Annotated in this window: 17 protein-coding genes; 4 read left to right on the top strand and 13 right to left on the bottom strand. The window is 70.6% G+C overall.

What is annotated here, in order from left to right; translation table 11 throughout:
- Nucleotides 1-372: 372 nt before the first annotated feature.
- The 5 genes from ACFYV5_RS05265 to ACFYV5_RS05245 all read right to left on the bottom strand — a co-directional run bounded on the left by ACFYV5_RS05265 (nt 373) and on the right by ACFYV5_RS05245 (nt 5,752).
- A complete protein-coding gene (locus tag ACFYV5_RS05265) occupies nt 373-1,161 on the bottom strand; it encodes an ABC transporter ATP-binding protein (RefSeq protein ID WP_389164562.1) in 789 nt (262 codons plus the stop codon).
- The gene (locus tag ACFYV5_RS05260; protein ID WP_389164560.1) at nt 1,154-2,158 is read right to left on the bottom strand and encodes an ABC transporter ATP-binding protein; all 1,005 of its coding nucleotides are present in this window, start codon (nt 2,156-2,158) and stop codon (nt 1,154-1,156) included. The genes ACFYV5_RS05265 and ACFYV5_RS05260 overlap by 8 nt, the downstream gene beginning before the upstream one ends.
- Nucleotides 2,155-3,015, bottom strand: a complete 861-nt coding sequence (locus tag ACFYV5_RS05255; RefSeq protein ID WP_355109638.1) for an ABC transporter permease — start codon at nt 3,013-3,015, stop codon at nt 2,155-2,157. The genes ACFYV5_RS05260 and ACFYV5_RS05255 overlap by 4 nt, the downstream gene beginning before the upstream one ends.
- Nucleotides 3,012-3,959, bottom strand: coding sequence for an ABC transporter permease (locus ACFYV5_RS05250; RefSeq protein WP_389164556.1), 948 nt, complete (start codon nt 3,957-3,959; stop codon nt 3,012-3,014). The genes ACFYV5_RS05255 and ACFYV5_RS05250 overlap by 4 nt, the downstream gene beginning before the upstream one ends.
- A gap of 119 nt (nt 3,960-4,078) precedes the next feature.
- Nucleotides 4,079-5,752 carry a CocE/NonD family hydrolase gene (locus ACFYV5_RS05245; protein WP_389164553.1) on the bottom strand — a complete coding sequence of 558 codons (1,674 nt, stop codon included), beginning with the start codon at nt 5,750-5,752 and terminating at the stop codon, nt 4,079-4,081.
- A 100-nt stretch (nt 5,753-5,852) separates the two neighbouring features.
- Here ACFYV5_RS05245 and ACFYV5_RS05240 point away from each other — a divergent pair, with 100 nt between their 5' ends.
- Nucleotides 5,853-6,419 (top strand): TetR family transcriptional regulator C-terminal domain-containing protein, encoded by a 567-nt coding sequence (locus ACFYV5_RS05240; RefSeq protein WP_355109644.1) that lies wholly within the window; start codon nt 5,853-5,855, stop codon nt 6,417-6,419.
- Nucleotides 6,420-6,567: 148 nt separating this feature from the next.
- On the opposite strand, the gene ACFYV5_RS05235 is transcribed toward ACFYV5_RS05240, so the two are convergent.
- Genes ACFYV5_RS05235 through ACFYV5_RS05225 form a run of 3 tightly spaced genes read right to left on the bottom strand, consistent with a single transcriptional unit; the run spans nt 6,568 to nt 8,593 of the window.
- The gene (locus tag ACFYV5_RS05235; RefSeq protein WP_355109646.1) at nt 6,568-7,266 is read right to left on the bottom strand and encodes a DUF3618 domain-containing protein; all 699 of its coding nucleotides are present in this window, start codon (nt 7,264-7,266) and stop codon (nt 6,568-6,570) included.
- Nucleotides 7,242-7,787, bottom strand: a complete 546-nt coding sequence (locus ACFYV5_RS05230; RefSeq protein ID WP_389164549.1) for a phage holin family protein — start codon at nt 7,785-7,787, stop codon at nt 7,242-7,244. Before ACFYV5_RS05230 ends, ACFYV5_RS05235 begins: the two co-directional genes overlap by 25 nt.
- Before the next feature lie 2 nt (nt 7,788-7,789).
- A complete protein-coding gene (locus tag ACFYV5_RS05225) occupies nt 7,790-8,593 on the bottom strand; it encodes a hypothetical protein (RefSeq protein WP_389164546.1) in 804 nt (267 codons plus the stop codon).
- 245 nt (nt 8,594-8,838) lie between these two features.
- Between ACFYV5_RS05225 and ACFYV5_RS05220 the strand changes: the two genes are divergently transcribed.
- Both ACFYV5_RS05220 and ACFYV5_RS05215 read left to right on the top strand, forming a co-directional pair.
- Nucleotides 8,839-9,147 (top strand): hypothetical protein, encoded by a 309-nt coding sequence (locus tag ACFYV5_RS05220; protein ID WP_355109652.1) that lies wholly within the window; start codon nt 8,839-8,841, stop codon nt 9,145-9,147.
- A 71-nt stretch (nt 9,148-9,218) separates the two neighbouring features.
- Entirely contained in the window at nt 9,219-10,661 is a 1,443-nt protein-coding gene (locus tag ACFYV5_RS05215; protein ID WP_389164543.1) for an APC family permease, read from the top strand.
- A gap of 427 nt (nt 10,662-11,088) precedes the next feature.
- Here ACFYV5_RS05215 and ACFYV5_RS05210 read toward each other — a convergent pair whose 3' ends face one another.
- From ACFYV5_RS05210 to ACFYV5_RS05200, 3 genes are all read right to left on the bottom strand, one after another.
- On the bottom strand, nt 11,089-11,682 hold the full coding sequence (locus ACFYV5_RS05210; RefSeq protein WP_389164540.1) for a hemerythrin domain-containing protein: 594 nt from the start codon (nt 11,680-11,682) through the stop codon (nt 11,089-11,091).
- Nucleotides 11,683-11,692: 10 nt separating this feature from the next.
- Nucleotides 11,693-12,892 carry a hypothetical protein gene (locus ACFYV5_RS05205; protein ID WP_389164537.1) on the bottom strand — a complete coding sequence of 400 codons (1,200 nt, stop codon included), beginning with the start codon at nt 12,890-12,892 and terminating at the stop codon, nt 11,693-11,695.
- A 226-nt stretch (nt 12,893-13,118) separates the two neighbouring features.
- The gene (locus ACFYV5_RS05200) at nt 13,119-13,508 is read right to left on the bottom strand and encodes a hypothetical protein (RefSeq protein ID WP_389164534.1); all 390 of its coding nucleotides are present in this window, start codon (nt 13,506-13,508) and stop codon (nt 13,119-13,121) included.
- Between the two features lie 710 nt (nt 13,509-14,218).
- On the opposite strand from ACFYV5_RS05200, the gene ACFYV5_RS05195 reads away from it, so the two are divergent.
- Nucleotides 14,219-14,701, top strand: coding sequence for a DedA family protein (locus ACFYV5_RS05195; protein WP_389164531.1), 483 nt, complete (start codon nt 14,219-14,221; stop codon nt 14,699-14,701).
- 357 nt (nt 14,702-15,058) lie between these two features.
- On the opposite strand, the gene ACFYV5_RS05190 is transcribed toward ACFYV5_RS05195, so the two are convergent.
- Nucleotides 15,059-16,600 carry an FAD-dependent oxidoreductase gene (locus ACFYV5_RS05190; protein ID WP_389164529.1) on the bottom strand — a complete coding sequence of 514 codons (1,542 nt, stop codon included), beginning with the start codon at nt 16,598-16,600 and terminating at the stop codon, nt 15,059-15,061.
- A gap of 226 nt (nt 16,601-16,826) precedes the next feature.
- The gene (locus ACFYV5_RS05185) at nt 16,827-17,921 is read right to left on the bottom strand and encodes a glutamate--cysteine ligase (protein ID WP_389164526.1); all 1,095 of its coding nucleotides are present in this window, start codon (nt 17,919-17,921) and stop codon (nt 16,827-16,829) included.
- Nucleotides 17,922-18,034 lie beyond the last annotated feature (113 nt).

The raw sequence follows: 18,034 nt of genomic DNA, 5'->3' as shown, positions 1-18,034 counted from the left end.
TCGTGACGGGGTGAGGGGGGCGGGCGCCTTCTGGCCGCCGGGGAAGGCCAGTCGGCGCGCCGGACCGGCGGCAGGACGGTCCCGTACGTCTGCCACCGGAAGTTCGAGGGCGCTGCGCGCAGAGTGTTACCGGTCGGTTGTACTCGCTCGTAATATGTGGCCGATCTGACGGGCCGTCAAGATGTCGGGCGGGAGATGGCGTCCCGCCACGGTGGTGGCGGCGGACGCGGACTGCCAGCTCGTCGAGCACAGACCGCACGGAGGGCCGCCTCTCCGGGGCCCGTTACCTTGACACGCAGAAGGAAGACGTCTGCCCCGCTCCCTCGCCGGGACAGACGTCTCGTTCGGTGGGCCGCGTGGCGTGCGGGCCCGTCAGGCGGCGGCTCTGTTGGCCCTTCTCCGCGGCTTCCAGCCCGGCTTCGGGATGGAGGCGATGAGGCGCTGGGTGTACGCGTCCTGAGGGTCGTCGAGGACTGCCGCGACAGGGCCGTGTTCGACGGCTCTTCCCGCCTGCATCACCAGGACGTCGTCACAGATGTGCCGGATGGCCCCCAGATCGTGCGTGATGAACAGCAGCGCGGTCCCGGTGTCCGCTCGGATACGGGTCAGCAGGGCCAGGATCTGCGCCTGGATGGACACGTCCAAGGCGGCGATGGCCTCGTCCAGGACCAGCACCCGCGGTTCGGCGGCCAGGGCGCGGGCGATGGCGACGCGTTGGCGTTGTCCGCCGGAGAGGGCCTTCGGCAGGGCGCGTGCCTGCCGGTCGTCCAGGCCCACCATGTCGAGCAGTTGGGCCACGCGCGCGTGGAGCCGATCCGGGGGAAGGTGCCGGTGCAGCGCGACGGCCTCGGCGACGGCGTCGCTGACGCGCTGGCGCCGGTCGAGGGACGCGTAAGGGTCCTGGAACACCATCTGGATCTGCCGACCGCGGGCGCGGCGCTCGCGTGACCGCGGCCGCCCGGCGCGGCGCTCCTCGCCGGCCACGATGATGTGCCCGCCGCTCGGTGGCTCGAGTCCGGCGATCATGCGGGCGGTGGTCGTCTTGCCCGATCCCGATTCACCCACGATCGCCAGGGAACCCTGCTCCGCGAGCGCGAACGTCACGTCGTCCACGGCGACGAAGTCACCGTATTCCTTGCGGAGGTTGCGTACCTCAAGCATGGCTGGCGGCCTCCTCGGACGAGAGCGTGTGGGGGAAGTGGCAGGCCGCCGTGGCGTCACCGGCGGAGGTCGGTCGAGGCGGGTCGCTGCGGCACAGCTCCTGGACGTGGGGGCATCGTTCGGCGAAGGCGCATCCGCGGGGGGCTTCGAAGCCGGACAGGGGCCTGCCGGGGATCGAGCGGAGTTCCGCGGCTGCGTCGGAGACCGAGGGACGGGAGGCGAGCAGGGCGCGCGTGTAGGGGTGGGCGGCGCGCCCGCGCAGATGCCCGGCGGGGAGCTCTTCCACGGTCGTGCCCGCGTACATCACCACGACCCGGTCGCACACGGCGGCCGCGAGTTCCAGGTCGTGGGTGATGAACAGCATGGCGAGCCCGCGGGCTTCGCGGGCCTCGCCGATGATGGCCATCACCTCCTCCTGGGTGGTCACGTCGAGGGCGGTGGTCGGCTCGTCGGCGAGGAGCAGGCGTGGTTCGGCCGCCAGTGCGGCGGCGATCATGACGCGTTGGAGCAGGCCGCCGGACAGTTCGTGGGGCCGTTGGCGCATGCGCCGGTCGGCATCGGCGATGCCGACCTCCCGCAGGATTCCCGTGACCTTCCTGACCGCCTCGGCGGTCGGGACACGGCGTGTGGTGGTCAGTCCTTCGACCAGGAAGTCGCCGACGCTGCGGGCGGGGTTGATGTGGGCGCGGGGGTCCTGGAACACCATGGCGACCTCGGTCGCGCGGAAGGCGCGCAGACGCTCGGGCCTCATCCGTGGGACGGACTCCCCGGCGAACAGGACGTCTCCGTGGATCCGGGCGTCCTTGGGCAGAAGTCCCATGACGGAGCGGGCGGTCAGGGACTTGCCGGATCCGGATTCACCGACCAGGGCGACGGCCGTGCCTTCGGGAAGGGTGACGTCGGCGCGGTGGACGACGGTGCGCGGTGCTCCGTCGAGGGGCAGGTCGATGCCGAGCGCGTCGATCCGGAGCAGGGGTGGTGTGCTCATGGTGCTCATGCGTTCTCTCCGAGCAGGCGTCGGGACAGTCCCGTCCCCAGCAGGTTGAACGCGACGACGACGACCAGGATGGCGATGCCGGCGTACAGCGACTGCTGCGGCTGGCCGGCGAGGATGGAGGGGGCTCCGTTGGAGACCATCAGGCCCCATTCCGGGTCCGGGGGCTGGCTGCCGAGTCCGAGGAAGGAGATCGCGGCCACGTCGAGCAGGGCGTAGCCGAATCCGACGGTGGCCTGGACGAGGACGAGCGGCAGCAGGTTCGGCAGGAGGTGCCGCAGCCAGATACGGGCGGTGGGCGCGCCGAGGAGCTGGAGCGCCGAGACGTAGGGCAGGTGGCGTTCCTTGATCGCGGCGGATCGTACGACGCGGGTGATCAAGGGGAGGTACGCGATCGACAGGGCGACGATCGGTGCGGTGAGCCCGGCGCCGAAGACCGCGGCGACGAGGACGGCCATGATGAGCCCGGGAAAGCCGAAGACGATGTCGAGGGCGCCGGAGACGAGCCGGTCGAGCCGGCCTCCGAACCAGGCCGCCGCCAGCGCGAGGAGGGTGCCGAGCGTGGTGGACACGGCGATCACGACGGCGGGGGCGGCAAGACTGGCGCGGGTTCCGACGATCAGCCGGGACAGCAGATCGCGTCCGGTGTCGTCCGTTCCGAGAAGGTGGCCGGCGGACGGTCCGGCGTTGACGTTCAGGGGGTCGACGGCGTTCGGGTCGTGCGGGGCGAGCAGTGGTCCGAGGGCGGCCAGCAGGACGAACAGGGCGACGACACATCCCGCGCCGAGGGTCAGGTGGTCGCGTGGGCGTCCGGTCCGCGGCTTGGGCGGGGTGCGGGTGAGCAGGGCGGTGGTCATCATGCCCCCTTCTGCGCGGTTCTTGGGTCGAGGGCGGCGCTGACCAGGTCGACGGTGGTGTTGATGACGACGAAGACGACCACGAAGATCAGCGAAACGGCCTGCACGACGGCCATGTCCTGCTTGGACGCGGCCTCGATCATGAGGGCTCCGAGCCCTCCGGTGCCGAACGCCTGCTCGGCGACGGCCGCGGTGGCGATGAGTCCGGCGATGCCGACGCCGGAGACGGCGAAGACGGGGCCTGAGGCGTTGTGCAGGACGTGCCGTCTGATCACCGTGCGCTCCGGCAGGCCGCGGCCGCGTGCGGTCTCCACGTGCTCGGAGCGCATCTCCGCGCGGACGGCGGTCCGGGTCACCTGGGCGACGTAGCCGATCCAGGTCAACGCCAGCGCGACGGCCGGAAGCGTCAGGTGCGTCAGGGTGCCGGTGAAGCCCTCGCCGGAGCCGTAGACGGGGAACCACGGGAGCTGGACGGCGAAGAGCCAGATGAGCAGGACCGCCATGATGAAGGTGGGTACCGCCATCGCAGCCGTCGTCAGGATCGTGGCCAGGGTTTCCGTACGTCCGCCTCGCAGCGCGGCGACGGTGCCGATGACGGTGCCGGCGGCGAGGACGAGGACGGAGGCGTACGCGACGAGTGCGAGGGTGTCGCCGGCGCGCGCGCCGATGAGGGCGGCGACGGAGTCGCGGTAGACGAGGGACTTCCCGAAGTCCCCCTGCAGGCAGTTGCTCAGCCAGTGCCAGTAGCCCTGGAGGAACGGATCGTCCAGGTGGTACTCGCGATGGATCTGCGCCAGCACGGCGGGGTCGGGGTTCCGGCTGCCGCCGACGAGCAGCGTGGCGGGGTCCCCGGGGGTGAGGAACATCGCTCCGTAGATGGCCAGGCTGGAGACGAGCACGGTCACGACGAGCATGCCGATCCGGGCGGAGACGAAGCGCAGGCTCATCTCGGATCACTTCCCTCGCCGCGTCGTGCCGCGGCCGGGGGGTGCGCCGCCGTGCCGGTTTCCGGTGGTGCGCTGGGGAGTTGACGCAGAGGGAGCATGGGCCCTCCAGGGTGCAGGGGCTATTCGCCGCTTTCGGGCAGGACGGTCAGACACAGGCGGGAGGGATGGACGGAGCCGGTCCGGAGCTTCTGCAGACTCGCCTTGGGGGCGATCGTCAGCCACGGGCTCTCCAGCGAACCGGAGTTGGGCAGGTGGTTCGGGAAGTCGCTGCCGGCGAGCATCAGCGCGAGGCGGTGGCCGGGACGGAGGCGGTAGCCGGTGTGCCCGAGGGCGATCTCCACCTCTCCGGGCGCGTCGGCCTGGGCGCACCCGCGCACGATCAGGCGCGCCGTGCCGTCCGGTGCCAGATCGAGGAGCCGGACGAAGACGTCGAAGGTGGGCGCCGTGCTCTCCACGTACAGCACCGTGTGGACGGGGCCTGCGAGGTCGAGCGGCCTGTCGGAGGCGTGGCTCGTGAACACGAGGACGTCGTCCCGGTCGAGCGTGCGGCGCTCGTCGACGTGGTCGCGCAACTGCTGGAAGGTGTCTGCCGCGGCGGACGGCACGAGATCGTCCGGGTCGTACCGCCACTCCGCCGATTCCGTACCGTCTGCCGGCTGTGGGGCGAGCGTTCCGCCGGGTACGGTGCCGGTCGCCGCGGCCGGATCCGCCAGGTACAGCTCGGTCGTGGTGGCTTCGGGCGGCGGCCAGGTGTGGGAGGTGCGCCAGCCGTCGTGGCCGAGCTTCCAGCGCACGCGGGGCAGTACGTCGGGGTGTTCGGCGCCCTTGAGGAAGACGTCGAAGAACTCGATCGCGGGGCCGGTGTAGGAGTCCAGCATGCGGGCGAGGGCGGCTTCGCCGGCCAGGTGGTCGGTGTCGGGGGTCGCCGGGGCGTCCTCCAGAAAGTAGTTCTCGTGGTCGGTCGCGTCGGCGACCAGGTACTGGACGGCCGCCCAGCCGGGACGCTTGGCCAGTTCCGTGTAGTCCCGCATGTGGGCGATGCCGAGGTTGTCGAACCAGCCCACGCAGTGCAGCACGGGCACGGGGCGGGCGTCGTAGGGATGCGGTCCGTTGTACGGCGCGAGGGGGATGCCGCGGACGATGAGGTCGAAGCCCGCCGACCGCCTTCCGAGAACGGTGAACGCCTCCTCGTACGCCGCGACGAGCGGACGCCGCTCGAGATCGACGTCGAACTCGTAGCTGTCGTTGTCGGTCCAGACCTGCGCCTGATAGGTCGTCGCCTCCAGCCAGGGGGGCTGAGGGCCGGAACCGGTGTCGTAACTCGCCGCGCCGGGACCGTTGCTGGTGCAGGTCACCCGGGGAACGATGGCGCGGAGGGCGGGGTGCTGGCTGGAGACGGCCGACCACTGGGTGAAGCCGTAGTACGAGTCGCCGAACATGCCGACGACCCCGTTGGACCAGGGCTGGTGCGTGATCCACTCGAGGGTGTCGTAGCCGTCGTCCACCTCCCCGGTCCAGCCGAGCGTCTGCCCCTGCGAGCGGAACTTGCCGCGCACGTCCTGGACCACCACGACGTACCCGCGGGCCGTGAACCTCTCCGCGATCCTGTCGAAGAAGACGTACCGGCTGTTCTTGTCATAGGGCAGGCGCGCGAGCACGGTCGGCGCCGGCTCCCCCGGGTCGGTCGCGTACACATCGGTCGCCAGCAGCACTCCGTCACGCATACGCACCATGTGCTGCTGCGCCTGCGAAGGCACGGGTTCCGGGGTGACGCGCCGGACGACAAGGCTCATGAGCCCCTCCACAGAGCGGAATACGATAAAAAACAAGGTGATATAACAGCGTTGCATTTCAGCGTGTTCAACGTCAACCCCTCTGAGCTAGGTTGCTGCCATGCCGATCGACGTCGACGAAGTCCAGCGCCGCAAGGCGATCGCCGAGGCGACCCTCGCGGTCGCCGCCCGGGACGGCGCGCGCGCCGTCACCATCCGCGCCGTGGCCAAAGAACTCGGCGGGTCCACGGCGATGGTGACGAACTACGTCCCCACGCGGACAGCGCTGATCACCAACGCGGTGCGCGCGGCGGAGGCCCGGTGGCGGGCGGACCTGGAATCCCATCTCGGCGACCTGACCGGTGCGGACCGACTGCGGGCCACGGTGGAATGGCACCTCACCACGGACCCGGAAGACCTGCTGCTCCGCACCCTCTGGGTCGAGATGCTCTCGACGGCGTACGCCGACCCCTCCGGCGTCGACCGCGACGAGCCGCGCGAATCACGCTCCGAGTTCTTCGAGGCGTCCCTCGCCGCCGGAGTCCGGGACGCCGGTCTCGCCGCCGACGTCCTCTCCTTGCTGACCCGCGGCTACTACGTCTCCACCATCGAGGAACCGGCCCACTGGACGGCGGAACGGGCCGGCCGCGTCGCCGGAGCGATTGTGGACGCGCTCATCGGCGACTGAGAAAAGGCCCCCTCCTCCGCACCGCGCGAGCGCGAGGTACCCGCGGCCCCGGCCGAGAAGGCCGCGTGGCCCGGACAGCGGCAGGGGCACCAGTGCCTACGCACTGGTGCCCCTGCCGTGTTCGGAATGAGACGCGGAGCCTCCTGCCTCAGGCGGCCGGCGGCCCGGGGCGGCCGGACGACGACTGGCCCTGGACCTCGTCGGCGGCGTCCTTGCCCACCTGGCGCAGGCCCTCGGCCGTCTCCTGTCCGGCCGTGCGGGTCTCTTCCATGGTGGTCCGAGCCGCGTCCTGAGCCGTGGACTTCACCGCGTCCACCGCTTCGGCGGCCGGCTCGCGCAGCTCTTCCTTGATCTCCTGCGCCGCCTGGACAGCCTGTTGCTTCGCGGGCTCCAGCAGTTCCCCGGAGTGCTCCCGCAGTTGCTGCCCGACACGCTCCTCCGCCTCGGTCGTCGGCAGCAACGCGGCCGTGAGCATGCCGGCGCCGAAGGCGATGACACCGGCGGCGAGAGGGCTGCCCTGGGTCTGCTGCCTGACCTGGGCGGGCGCCTGGGACACGGCGTCGCCGAGCCGGTCGGTCGTCTCCTTCGCCGTTTCGGCGATGTTCGCCGAGGTCTGCCCGGCGGAGTCCGCGACGCCCTGCGTCGCCTCGGCCATCTTTCCGGTGGTCTCGCGGGCGGTGCCCATCACACGCTCCTTCACTCCGCTCAGCCGGCCCCGGGCCGCGCCGGCCTTGCGGCGCGCCACCTTGCGAGGGGTGACCCTGTCCGTCAACAGGTCGACATTGCGGGCCAGATGGGCGCGCCGGTACTCCACGTCCGTCCTCAGCTCGTCGGGTGTCGGGCCCATCGGGCATCCTCCTTCACTGTTTCCATGGTCTGCTCCGGCTTGAGGTTGACGGCGCGCAGGCGCTTACGTCCGGTGGTGTAGAGCACCGCGCCGACGACGGCCCACACGGCGGTGACGATCAGTGCGGCCCAGGCCAGGTCCATGACGTGGGCGAGGGCGAAGATCGCGGTCAGGCTGCCGAGCAGCAGGACGAGGTGGCCGGCGTAACCGGCCCCGCCGAGCATGCCGACGGCCTTGCCCGCTTTGGTCGACTCCTGCTTGATCTCCGCCTTGGCCAGTTCGATCTCGTCGCGTACCAGCTGCGACAGGTCCGAACCGATCGCGCCGATCAGGTCTCCGATCGACTGCTCGTCCTCCCGGCCCGCCGCGGACGTGCCGGAAGGCGTACGCGGTGAGGTGCCGTACGGGCTCCGGGAGGCCGCCCCCGGGGATGCTCCGGGATGCGTCCCGGGCGGCGCTCCGGGCGGACTCGGCGGACGGTCCGTGTTCGCCGTGGTGCGTTCCTTGTACGGGGTAACCACGCTCAGCTCCCTTGCGTCGGTCGCTGGGATCCCGCCGGGGGCGGCGGAGGAGAAGGTGCCGCTGCGGTCGGCCGATTCGTCGCGGACGTCTGCCCGTAGGACGGCGTCACGTGAGGTGGCTGGGACTGCCCGTAGGTGTCCACCGGATCTTCATAGCCGGCCTGCGGAACGCCCGGGCTGCTGCCCGTCGCCCGGCCATGGGGCGGGTTCGTCGGGCGCGGTGGCACGCCACCTTGCTCCGTACGGCCCTGTCCCATGCCGCCCTGTCCTGTACCCGCTTGGCGCGCACCGTCGCTCGGTGAGGCTGCCCCGCTGACGCCCTTGCCGACCCGCGCGACAGCGAACCCCGCCAGGGCCGCTCCCGCCAGGAACACGCCAGGCCTGCGCCTCGCGAAATCCTGCAGATCGCCGACCAGGCCGTCAGGTCCTCGCTCCTCGATGCGGGAGGCCACCTGGTGCCCCCCGTCGGCCAGTTGCCGCACCACACCCGCCGCGCTGGAGTCCGGCTTGCCGCTCTCACTCATCTCCCGCAGCTCGTCCGCCAGCCGGCGCACGTTCTGCGCGAGGTTCTGCGTCTGGGTGTGAGCCTGGCCCTGAAGCTGGTTCCGCAGCTCCCCCACCAGGTCCCGGGCCTGACTCGTCGCTTCGCCGACGACATCGGCTCCTTGTTCCCTGGCGGTACTCGTGACGTCGGCGGCCTTGCCGCCGACCAGGCCGGCGCCCTCGCTCACCTTGGCCTGAGCCGTTTTCGCCACCGCCTCCGACCTGCTCCGGTCCGGGCGGTCCCTGTCCTGGAAGTCGCTCAAGGCTCCTCCTGGTCCATCGAAACGATCAGCTTTCCGGTTGCTTTCGCACGCCTCGCGTACCCTTTTTTCGCGAATGTACTTCCCTATCCGGAATGAACCTCGATCTCTTCCTTCGTACTCGATCGCACACGGAGAGTGCCGAGTGGGGTCCTCAGGACCTCCTACCCGGAGCGCTGCCCGCCTGCGGGACATCGACACCGACAGACCGGGCACTCGTCCATCGACCGAGCATCGGGGAGTACGCCATGGCACGCGCCAAGCAGTACGCCGTCGCCGCTTCCGGGCAGTGGACGGACGAGGAGGAAGGCAGGCGCCGCCTGCCGGCGGGAGAGGTGCACGCGTGGGAGCCCGGCATGAACCAGACCGTGTGCGGTCTCTCCCTCAGCCGCTCCCAGCTCGGACGCTTCCCGCACATCACCTGGACGGACACCTTCCCGGAGTCCGGTGGCGCGGCGGATCGCGTCCAGCGCCAGTGTCCGCGCTGCGCCTCCGTCGCCGGGCGGCGCGGCGACGATGCCCGCCCTCGGTGGCACCGCACCAATCCCAGACCCTGAGTCCCTCACCCAGTGGCGTGAAGTGCTGGTGGGAGGGTGTGCTTCCGGCCATCCAGGGGATACGAGTCGACATGTCGACAGGTAAAGCTGCATCCCCGACGGCCGCGACAGAGCCCTCTCTTCAGCGAGCCCTCACCACTCCCCTGCTCTTCTTCTTCATCCTGGGAGACGTCCTCGGCGCCGGCGTCTACGTCTTGGTCGGCCAGGTCGCCGCTGACGCGGGCGGCGCCGTGTGGGTGCCTCTCATCGTCGCCCTCCTGTTGGCTCTGCTGACCGCCGCCTCTTACGCCGAGCTGGCGACGAAGTACCCAAGGGCCGGCGGGGCTTCCCACTACGCCACCCGGGCGTTCGGTCCGGTCGTCGGCTTCGTCGCCGGATTCTGCATGCTCGCCGCGGGAATCGTCTCGGTCGCGGCACTCGCCCGAGGCTTCGGCGGCGCCTACCTCTCGGCGTTCGTCACGCTTCCCGTCGGACTGGTCGCCGTGGTCTTCCTGGTCGCTCTCGCACTGGTCAACGCGAGGGGCATCAAGGAATCGACCCGTGCGAACGTCGTCGCCACCGTCATCGAGGTCGGCGGCCTCGCCGTCATCGTCGGCCTGGGCGTCTGGCTGCTGGCGCGTGGCGAAGGCGATCCGAGCCGGCTCACCCAGCTCGGCACCCCGGAGAAGGGCGCCGCCGCGGCTGTCCTGAGCGGTTCCGTTCTGGCGTACTACTCCTTCGTCGGCTTCGAGACCTCGGTGAACGTCGCGGAGGAGACCCGAAATCCACGCCGCTCCTACCCGCGAGCGCTGTTCGGCGCGCTCGCGACGGCGGGCGCCGTGTACGTCCTCGTGGGGATCGCGGCCTCCGTCGCCGTGCCGACCGACACGCTCGCCGGTTCGAGCGGCCCGCTGCTCGAAGTCGTCAAGGCAGCGGGTGGCGTTCCGACATGGCTGTTCAGCGCCGTCGCACTCGTCGCCGTCGCCAACGGCGCGCTGCTCACCGGCATCATGTCGTCCCGCCTCGCCTACGGCATGGCACGCGACGGGCTGCTGCCGACCGGACTGACCAAGGTGCTGCCCGGCCGCCGTACGCCCTGGGTCGCGATCGCGGCCACCACGGGGCTGGCGATGCTCCTCGCACTGACCGGCAGTGTCGCCGAACTGGCCTCCACACTCGTCCTGCTGCTCCTTGTGGTGTTCTTCATCGTCAACACGGCGGTCCTCGTCCTGCGACGGGACTCGGGCGAGACCGACCACTTCCGGGCTCCGACCGTGATCCCCGTCCTGGGCCTGATCTCTTGTATCGTGCTCGCCACACAGATCGAGGCGCTGGTGTGGGTTCGTGGTCTCGCGGTGATCGCGGTCGGTGTGGTGCTCGCGGTGGTCGCCGCCACGAGGCGGGCGAAGGCCACCGACGAGGGGCGCGGAGAGGCCGTCGTCACGAGGCCGGGAGCGACCGTCGGCACGAGCGGCACGAGCGGCACGAGCGGCACGGACGAGGCGCCCGGCGCGGGCACGGCCGAAACCAAGTAAGCCGGTGTCCGAGCCGGCGGAGCGGAGCCGCTCTGTCGGTACCGGGCAGGGCTCCTGTCGCGAGCCGGTGGTCCGTGACCCCGCCTCTTCGGGATCGTTCGCCTGGCATGAAGAACACCAAGCGCGCGTTCGCCGCAGTTGCCCTCGCCGGGGCCGCTCTCGCTCTGTCCGGAACACCCCACGCTGCCGCTGACACTCTCGTAGGGGGCGGCCTCCTCAACGCCTTGGGCACCCCCGGTGCCGCCGACAGCGACGGTCGGCAATTCCCCGGTGACGGCGATTCCCCTGCCTCGGGGGCGACGGTCAGCGGGAATTCGGCGGTTCAGAGCATCGGATCCTGAACCCTCGGACTGCACCCGGGCGCGGCAGGTGAACGGCTCCTGCCGTGAGCCCGGTCAGGTCCTCTGGATCGCGGCTGAGTGACCGCCTAGCCGTCTGCGCCCATGGCCTTGCGAACCGCGTCCTTCGTACGGTCCATGAGCGCTGTCACCGGGCCCAGGGCCATATGGGTGGCGGCTGACTCCACGCCGGGATGCGGGCGAGTCGGTGCCATCGCCTCCGCGGCCTTCACGCCCCGGGCCATGGAGGCCAGCTTCGCCGCGTCGGCGCCGCGGCGGATGTGAATGAACTCGTAGCGCTCCTCTGCCCGGGCATGTGCCTGGACGTCGGCCCGGAGGGCAAGGAGTCGGGGGAGAAACTTCGGGTCGTCGGTGTCCATGACGTCGAGCGCGGCGAGCGTCTCCTTCGCGGCCCGCTCCTCGGCGAGGCGATCCGCCACGACCTGCTCGCCGCCCGGGAGACTGCGCCGTGCGAAGGGGTGGACGACCTCCTCCTCGGCGGTCTCGTGGACCGCGAGGAGCCGGACCAGCCGGCGGAAGGCGTCCCGCCGCTCGTCGCCCTCACTCTGTTCGACTTCGTCGAACAGGTTGCGGATGTCACCGTGCTGGCGCATGAGCAGCGACACGACGTCGTCGTCACCGGCGTTGTCGTCACCGGCCGCCGGGGTGTGGGTCTCGGGCACGTCTGGCCTCCTACTTCTCGCGCATCGACGGGTCGGGGTGCTCGCCCTCGGTCTCGACGCGGTACTCGCGTCCGAACATCTCGTCGTGCTGCGCCATGACCCTTTCGCTGGGCGGCTCTTCCCCACCGTGGATCTGCTCCTGCATCTGCTCGAAGCGCTCGTGCGCCTCGCGTACGTAGCCCGCGCCCAGGGTGGTGAGGTCCATCTGGGTGTCGAGCAGCTCGCGCAGGTACGCCTTGTTCGGCTCGAAGGTCAGCACGTTCGGCAGCTCGGGCGCCAGCACCGACTCGGGATCGCGCCCGTCGTAGCGGCGCATGAGATCGCACGCCACATGCAGGTGCTCCAGCTCCATGTTGAGGTGCAGCTCCCAGATGGCCTTCACCTTGGGGTCGCTCTCCTGCTCCATGAAGGAGTGGTAGAGGTAGCACTCGTTGTACTCGTGGTTGACCAGCTGCTCCCACCACGTCTCCCCCGGATCGACGAGGGACTCGTAGTGGGTGACGTGCTCCTCCTCGATGAGCCCGATCTCCTGGTACAGCTGGCGGGCGATCGGCTCCATGTAGGTGGGGCCGGTGTTCATGTAGAAGTTCATCGTCTGCTGCTCCGCCGACAGGATCGTCAACGCGTGCAGCTTCGACAGGGGGTTCGTGGCGTCCCGGTCGTACGGGTCACGGACGTTGTCGAACGGGTGCCGGTGGTGGTACTTCGTCGGCCGGCCCGGCATGACCTCGGTCAGCCCGTCCACGATCGACTCGGCCTTGCGGTGCTCGATCATCTCGTACAGGTTCGCGTACCGGTACAGATGATCGAAGTCCTCCAGCACACCGAACTGGTACGCCTGCTTCAAGTACGGGTCCGGCTCCATCCGCGCCACCCACGCGGTGAGGTCGACCGCGACCTGCTCATAGGCGATCGTCGTCTCCAGCACCGAGGACACCCCTGGCAGCAGCCAGTTCACCACCTTCTGCTGCTGCGCCTCGATGTACCGCGTCTGGGCCAGCTGCCGTTTGACCTCCGGGTCGACGGTGTTGCGGGCGAGGTTGTGGCTGAAGAGGATCGCCTCGACTTCGATGCCGTTCATCGTGATGACGCGGCACCGGGTGTAGGGGTCGCAGTGGTCCGGGTCGATCGGGGGGACGTTGAGCTCGCGCCAGTTCCTGACCTGGCGGTCCAGCGGAATGCCCCGCTGCTCAAGCGGATTGAAGGTCACAACGGTCTCCTTGGTGAGAAACACCGTGGGCAGGCAGACGTTCCTGCAGCCGCGCTCCATGTCCGCTCTCCGCAGGGACCCAGGCCATGCTTCTGCCGGCTCCGCCCATGCGCTACTCCCCACGCCCGGATGGACGCCTCCCCGCCCCGAATGGCTCTCTCCGAGTCGGTGAGGCGAGGGACGCCTGCGACAGTGCCTCCGCCGTGACGTCGGACTTCGCGGGCGTCTAGTGCGGCGCGCGTAGCAGCGTGGCGAGGGATGCGGCCAGTTCCACCGGTTCCACCGGCAGGCTGATCGTCGCGTCGGCGTGGCTCCAGGCGGCCAGCCAGGCGTCCTGGGGTCGGCCGATCAGGAGCAGGACCGGTGGGCACCGGAAGACCTCGTTCTTGATCTGCCGGCACACGCCCATGCCGCCGATGGGGACCGCTTCGCCGTCCAGTACGCAGGCGTCGATGTGGCCCGTGTCCAACGCCGACAGGACCGCGGGCAGGGTCGCGCACTCGACGAACGCGACCGGTGGGACGTCGGACGCGGGCCTGCGGCCGACGGCCAGGCGGACCTGCGCCCGGGTGCCAGCGTTGCTGCTGTAGAGCAGGACTGAGGCGCTCGACGGCATCGCTTCTCCGTGCTGTGGTGATCGGCCTTGTACGGACCGGTTCCAGCGCCTGTCGGATGACTCCGTACAGGATGTTCAAAAATATATTAAATAGGGTATTCCCACGTGTTCGGCTCCGCCGGACGCCCGCTCCGTACGGGCGGGCAGGCGACGTCATCGCATGGCGGTGAGAGCTGATGAGCCAGTGCAAGATCCCCGACTACCGCACCGGTCATCGTGGCCGACACTGGACACATGCCCTGCGTTGCGCGCAAAGGACGGGAGCCGTCATCGTCACCGACGAGACGGACGAACCCGTGATCTACGCGCACGAGGCCTCCGGTCCCGGTCGTTTCAGGCCTTGGATCACCGCGGGAGGTTCGCGCTACGACAGCCACGACGTCCACCCCGAGTGGTAACCGCAGGCGCGCACCTCCGATGAAGATCAGAAACTCGCCGCACGTCGGTCCGACGGTGAGTCGGGTGCCGCACCCGCGTGGGTGCGCTGTATCCGCCGCATGTGCATTCGGTTAGGGTGGCCTTGCCTGACGTGCGGGCGGCAGGTTCGGGTTCCCGTGCCGCAGGTGGGAAGCCGGCGGACGGAGCAGGCAGAGGCAGGGCGCAGGTGGGAGACGGTGACCGGGCTTGTGCGCGTCGTGGGCCCCTGGGCGGGACGCCCATGCGGGTGACGGAGGGCGCGGGTTCCGGTCCGGAGCCCGGGACGGGGCGTCGTGGATAAGATCGCGCTCACGGCCGGAGCGTTGTACGTCATCGTCCTCCTCCGCGCCGGAGGGACGTTCGCCGTCGGGTGGCTCGCCGGCGCCGGTGCCCGGCGCAGCCGGTTCGCCGGGCGGATCACCTCGGCGAAGTTCCGGCGTGCCGAGCGGGCGATCCAGCGGTGGGGCGCGCCGGTGGTGGCCGTCTCCTTCCTGACCGTCGGTTTCCAGACCGCCGCCAACTTTCTGGCGGGCAGCATGCGCATGCCGTTGCCGCGGTACCTCCCCGCCCTGTTCGTGGGAGGAGCGGCCTGGGCGCTGATCTACGCGACCGCAGGGCTCGGCCTGCTCGAAGTGCTGGGAAGGCTCTTCGCCGAGCGGACGGCCCTCGGGGTGTCCGCCGTGGCCGTCCTCCTCCTCGCGGTGTGCGGGGTGGTCGTGTACCGCAGAAGAAGGGCGGCGCCGTCCTCCGGCGGCACCGCGGCCGAGGAATCGTGAGTCCGTCCCCCAAGGGCAGGCGCCGTAGCGGGGGAGCTTTACGCGCGGCCTCGGGCACGTCTTCGTCGGCGCCCGCCGCCAGGGACAGCGTCCGGTACCCCATGGTGTCGAACAGGACGGTGATCCGGTCGCCCTCCTCGCTCATGACCATGCCGTCACCCCACTCGTCATGGCGGACCCGTGTCCCCTCGCCGTACGCAGCGGCGACGGGGCAGGCCGGTCCCCTCACCGAGCTCGTCGAGGCCGACCGGGGCGTCCCGGTCGTGGACGGCCCGCGCGACCTCACTGAGCGTCTCCGCGTCGGGTGTGCGGGCGGCGAAGAGCCGTTGCAGGCCGCGGTGTCGCGCCCGGTGGCTGTCAGTCGGAGGCGCCGGTCTCGCCGGGCAGCGGCCGGGGTTCCAGGGGGCGGACGGCGGGGCCTTGGATCACGGTGCCGTCGGTGTCGAACCGGGATCCGTGGCAGGGGCACTCCCAGGCCCGTTCGGCGTCGTTGAAGTGGACGAGGCAGCCCAGATGGGTGCAGCGCGCGGAGACGGCGTGGGCGGCTCCGCTCTCGTCGCGGTAGACCGCGCAGCGTCGGCCGCCGACCCGTACGACGGCCCCCGAACCGGGCGCGATCTCCTCGACGCTGTCCACGTGGGAGGCGCGCAGCCGGTCACCGACGAAGTGCTTGAGGACCGACCCCTGCACCTTGAGCAGGGAGGGCGCCTCACGAGGGTGCAGGCGCCGCGGGTCGTACAGGGAGGCCCAGGGCAGCTCCTCGCCCGTGATGTGCGCGGTCAGGAGCCGGCCGGACATGACTCCGTTGCTCATGCCCCAGCCACCGAATCCGGTCGCCACGTACACGTGCCGGGCACCCGGGTGGAAGCGCCCGACGTACGGCACCTGGTCGGTGGTCGTGTTGTCCTGCGCCGCCCACCGGTGGGTGATCCGCGCGAACGGGAAGCGCTCCTCGGTCCAGGCGGCAAGCCGCTCGTAACGCTCGCTCACCCCGCCGACACCGGGCTTGAACTTCTCCCCGGTGACGATGAGCAGCCGCTGGTCCTCACCGTACGGAGCGGTGCGCACCGACCGGGTGTTCTGCTCCTGCGTGATGTACATGCCCTCCGGGTCGCGGTCGGCGGGGACGGTCGCCGCGACGACGAGCTCACGGTGGGGTTCGAGCCGGGAGAACAGCAACGCGCGGTCGAAGACCGGGTAGTGCGTGGCCACCACGACATCACGGGCGACGATCTCGTCTCCGCCTTCGGTGGTGAGCCGGCAGGGCTCTCCCTCGTGGAGCGAGACGATCCGCGTGCGTTCGTACACCTTCCCGCCCCGGCCGACGAGGTCGGCGACGAGTGCCAGGAGGTACTTGCGTGGATGGAACTGCGCCTGCTCCTCCACCCGGACGGCGCCCGCCACGGAGTACGGCAGGCCGGTGTCCGTCACGAACGACGCCGGCAGTCCGGCCTCGCGCGCCGCGTCCGCCTCGGCCCTGAGCTGGTCGACCGCTTCCGCCGACTCGGCGTACGCGTATCCCGGGAGGCGCTCGAGGTCGCAGTCGATCCCCAGCTCGGCCGCGACGCGCTCGACGTACTCGACGGCCTCCTGCTGCGATCGCGCGTACCGCCGCGCGCCTTCCGCGCCGAACGACTTGCGCAGCTGCGCGTAGACGAGCCCGTGCTGGGAGGAGAGCTTCGCCGTGGTGTACCCGGTGACGCCGGCGGCGATGCGGTCGGCTTCCAGCAGGGCGACGCTCCGGCCGGCGCGGGCCAGTTCCCACGCCGTGCAGATGCCGGCGATGCCCCCGCCGACCACCGCGACGTCGACCTCCAGATCGCCGGTCAGGCCGGGGTGCCGGGGGCCCTCCGCGGTCTCCATCCAGTACGACTCGTAGGTGCCGGGCAATCGCGTCATGTCAGCGTTCTCCCTTCGCAGGTGTCCCCGGGCGCCGCTGCCGGTGGCAGACGGTTCCCGCACGTCGCAGTGCGAGGGAAGCCCGAAGCAGGTCCTTCATGGTGAGCCGTTGCCCTGGCTTTCGCCCGGTATGCGGTGTGCCTCGGCGCGGCTTCCGGCCCGTGGAGCCGGTCGGGAACGACTGTCTCGGCCTCACCCATACGCCTGGCTGCGGAGAGGAGTGGCGTCAGGGGGCGACCGTTTCCCCTGCGATCAGTTCGGTGAGGGCCGGCAGCCCGCCTTCAGCCAGTGCGCGGCGTTGCCGGTCCGCCGGGGTGCCCTCCTGGAGCAGCCGGTGCACCAGCGAGGTGACCTCGCGGGTGTCACCGGCCTCGTCGAGGGCCGGGGTGATGTGGTCGAGAAGCGCGCACAGCACGTCACCCGCCTGGCGCGCCCGGCCGGCCGGGTCCACCAGGAGGCCGCTCAGTCCGTGCCGTGCGGCGTGCCAGTTCGATGCCTGCAGCAGCTCACTCGGGCACTCCGGAACGGGAACGCCCGCCTTCTCCTCGCGTATGGCGGTGGCCATCAACGCGCGGATGATGCCGGCGAACATGACCGCCGAGTCGGCGCGCAGCTGGACGTCCGCGCAGCGCACCTCGACCGTGGGGTACCGGTCGGACAGGCGGGCCTGCCAGTACAGCTGGCCGGTGTCGGTGATGATGCCGGTGTCCAGGAGCGACTGGACACGTCTTTCGTGGTCCGCGAGCGAAGTGAAGAGGGGCGGCGGTCCGCTGACCGGCCAGCGGCCGAAGATCACCGTGCGCCAGCTCGCGAAGCCGGTGTCGGTGCCGTCCCACAGCGGCGAGTTCGCGGACATGGCCACCAGGACCGGCAGCCAGACCCGGATACGGCTCAGGACGGCGACGCCCATTTCCCGGTCCGGCACGGCCGCGTGCACATGCATCCCGTTGACGAGTTGCTCGGCCACCAGCTGCGGGGCCTGTGAGCGCATCGCCAGATAGCGCGCCTTGCGCGTGACCGGAACGGGTGCCGTCTCCCGGTACGGGGCCGTCGCGCAGGCGGCCAGCAGGCAGCCGTTCCGCTCCGCCGCCGTGCCGAGCGCGTGCCGCAGTCGCAGCAGGTGACCGCCGACCTCCTCCAGGTCGGTGCAGACGGGGGTGGCGACCTCCACCTGTGCCTGCAGCAGCTCGGACTGGATCTCCGCGTCCTCGACGATCGGCCCGAGACCGGCTGTCGCCCGCACCCGGTCCGCGAGCGGTACCGGCAGGCACGTGTCCGGATCGAGCAGCAGATACTCTTCCTCGACCCCAATGGTGATCATGTCATCGCGGGTACCCCGAGAACGGGAGGATGAATCGGACACGGTGAGTCACCCTTCGGCCACCATGGTGCCAGGCCGGCACCCGTTGCCCTGGCCGGCGAGCTGTCACCCAG

Origin of the sequence: Streptomyces sp. NPDC003035 (assembly GCF_042888285.1) — a bacterium.
Taxonomy (GTDB): domain Bacteria; phylum Actinomycetota; class Actinomycetes; order Streptomycetales; family Streptomycetaceae; genus Streptomyces.
The sequence above is the reverse complement of the archived record's forward strand: the minus strand, read 5'-3'. Positions and strand labels throughout refer to the sequence as shown.

Coding starts and splice junctions, on each gene's coding strand:
- ACFYV5_RS05245 (WP_389164553.1), bottom strand. CDS start 5,752: ATGAGCCTTGTCGTCCGGCGCGTCACCCCGGAACCCGTGCCTTCGCAG.
- ACFYV5_RS05250 (WP_389164556.1), bottom strand. CDS start 3,959: ATGAGCCTGCGCTTCGTCTCCGCCCGGATCGGCATGCTCGTCGTGACC.
- ACFYV5_RS05260 (WP_389164560.1), bottom strand. CDS start 2,158: ATGAGCACCATGAGCACACCACCCCTGCTCCGGATCGACGCGCTCGGC.
- ACFYV5_RS05190 (WP_389164529.1), bottom strand. CDS start 16,600: ATGACGCGATTGCCCGGCACCTACGAGTCGTACTGGATGGAGACCGCG.
- ACFYV5_RS05215 (WP_389164543.1), top strand. CDS start 9,219: ATGTCGACAGGTAAAGCTGCATCCCCGACGGCCGCGACAGAGCCCTCT.
- ACFYV5_RS05220 (WP_355109652.1), top strand. CDS start 8,839: ATGGCACGCGCCAAGCAGTACGCCGTCGCCGCTTCCGGGCAGTGGACG.
- ACFYV5_RS05265 (WP_389164562.1), bottom strand. CDS start 1,161: ATGCTTGAGGTACGCAACCTCCGCAAGGAATACGGTGACTTCGTCGCC.
- ACFYV5_RS05235 (WP_355109646.1), bottom strand. CDS start 7,266: ATGGGCCCGACACCCGACGAGCTGAGGACGGACGTGGAGTACCGGCGC.
- ACFYV5_RS05200 (WP_389164534.1), bottom strand. CDS start 13,508: ATGCCGTCGAGCGCCTCAGTCCTGCTCTACAGCAGCAACGCTGGCACC.
- ACFYV5_RS05185 (WP_389164526.1), bottom strand. CDS start 17,921: ATGATCACCATTGGGGTCGAGGAAGAGTATCTGCTGCTCGATCCGGAC.
- ACFYV5_RS05255 (WP_355109638.1), bottom strand. CDS start 3,015: ATGATGACCACCGCCCTGCTCACCCGCACCCCGCCCAAGCCGCGGACC.
- ACFYV5_RS05240 (WP_355109644.1), top strand. CDS start 5,853: ATGCCGATCGACGTCGACGAAGTCCAGCGCCGCAAGGCGATCGCCGAG.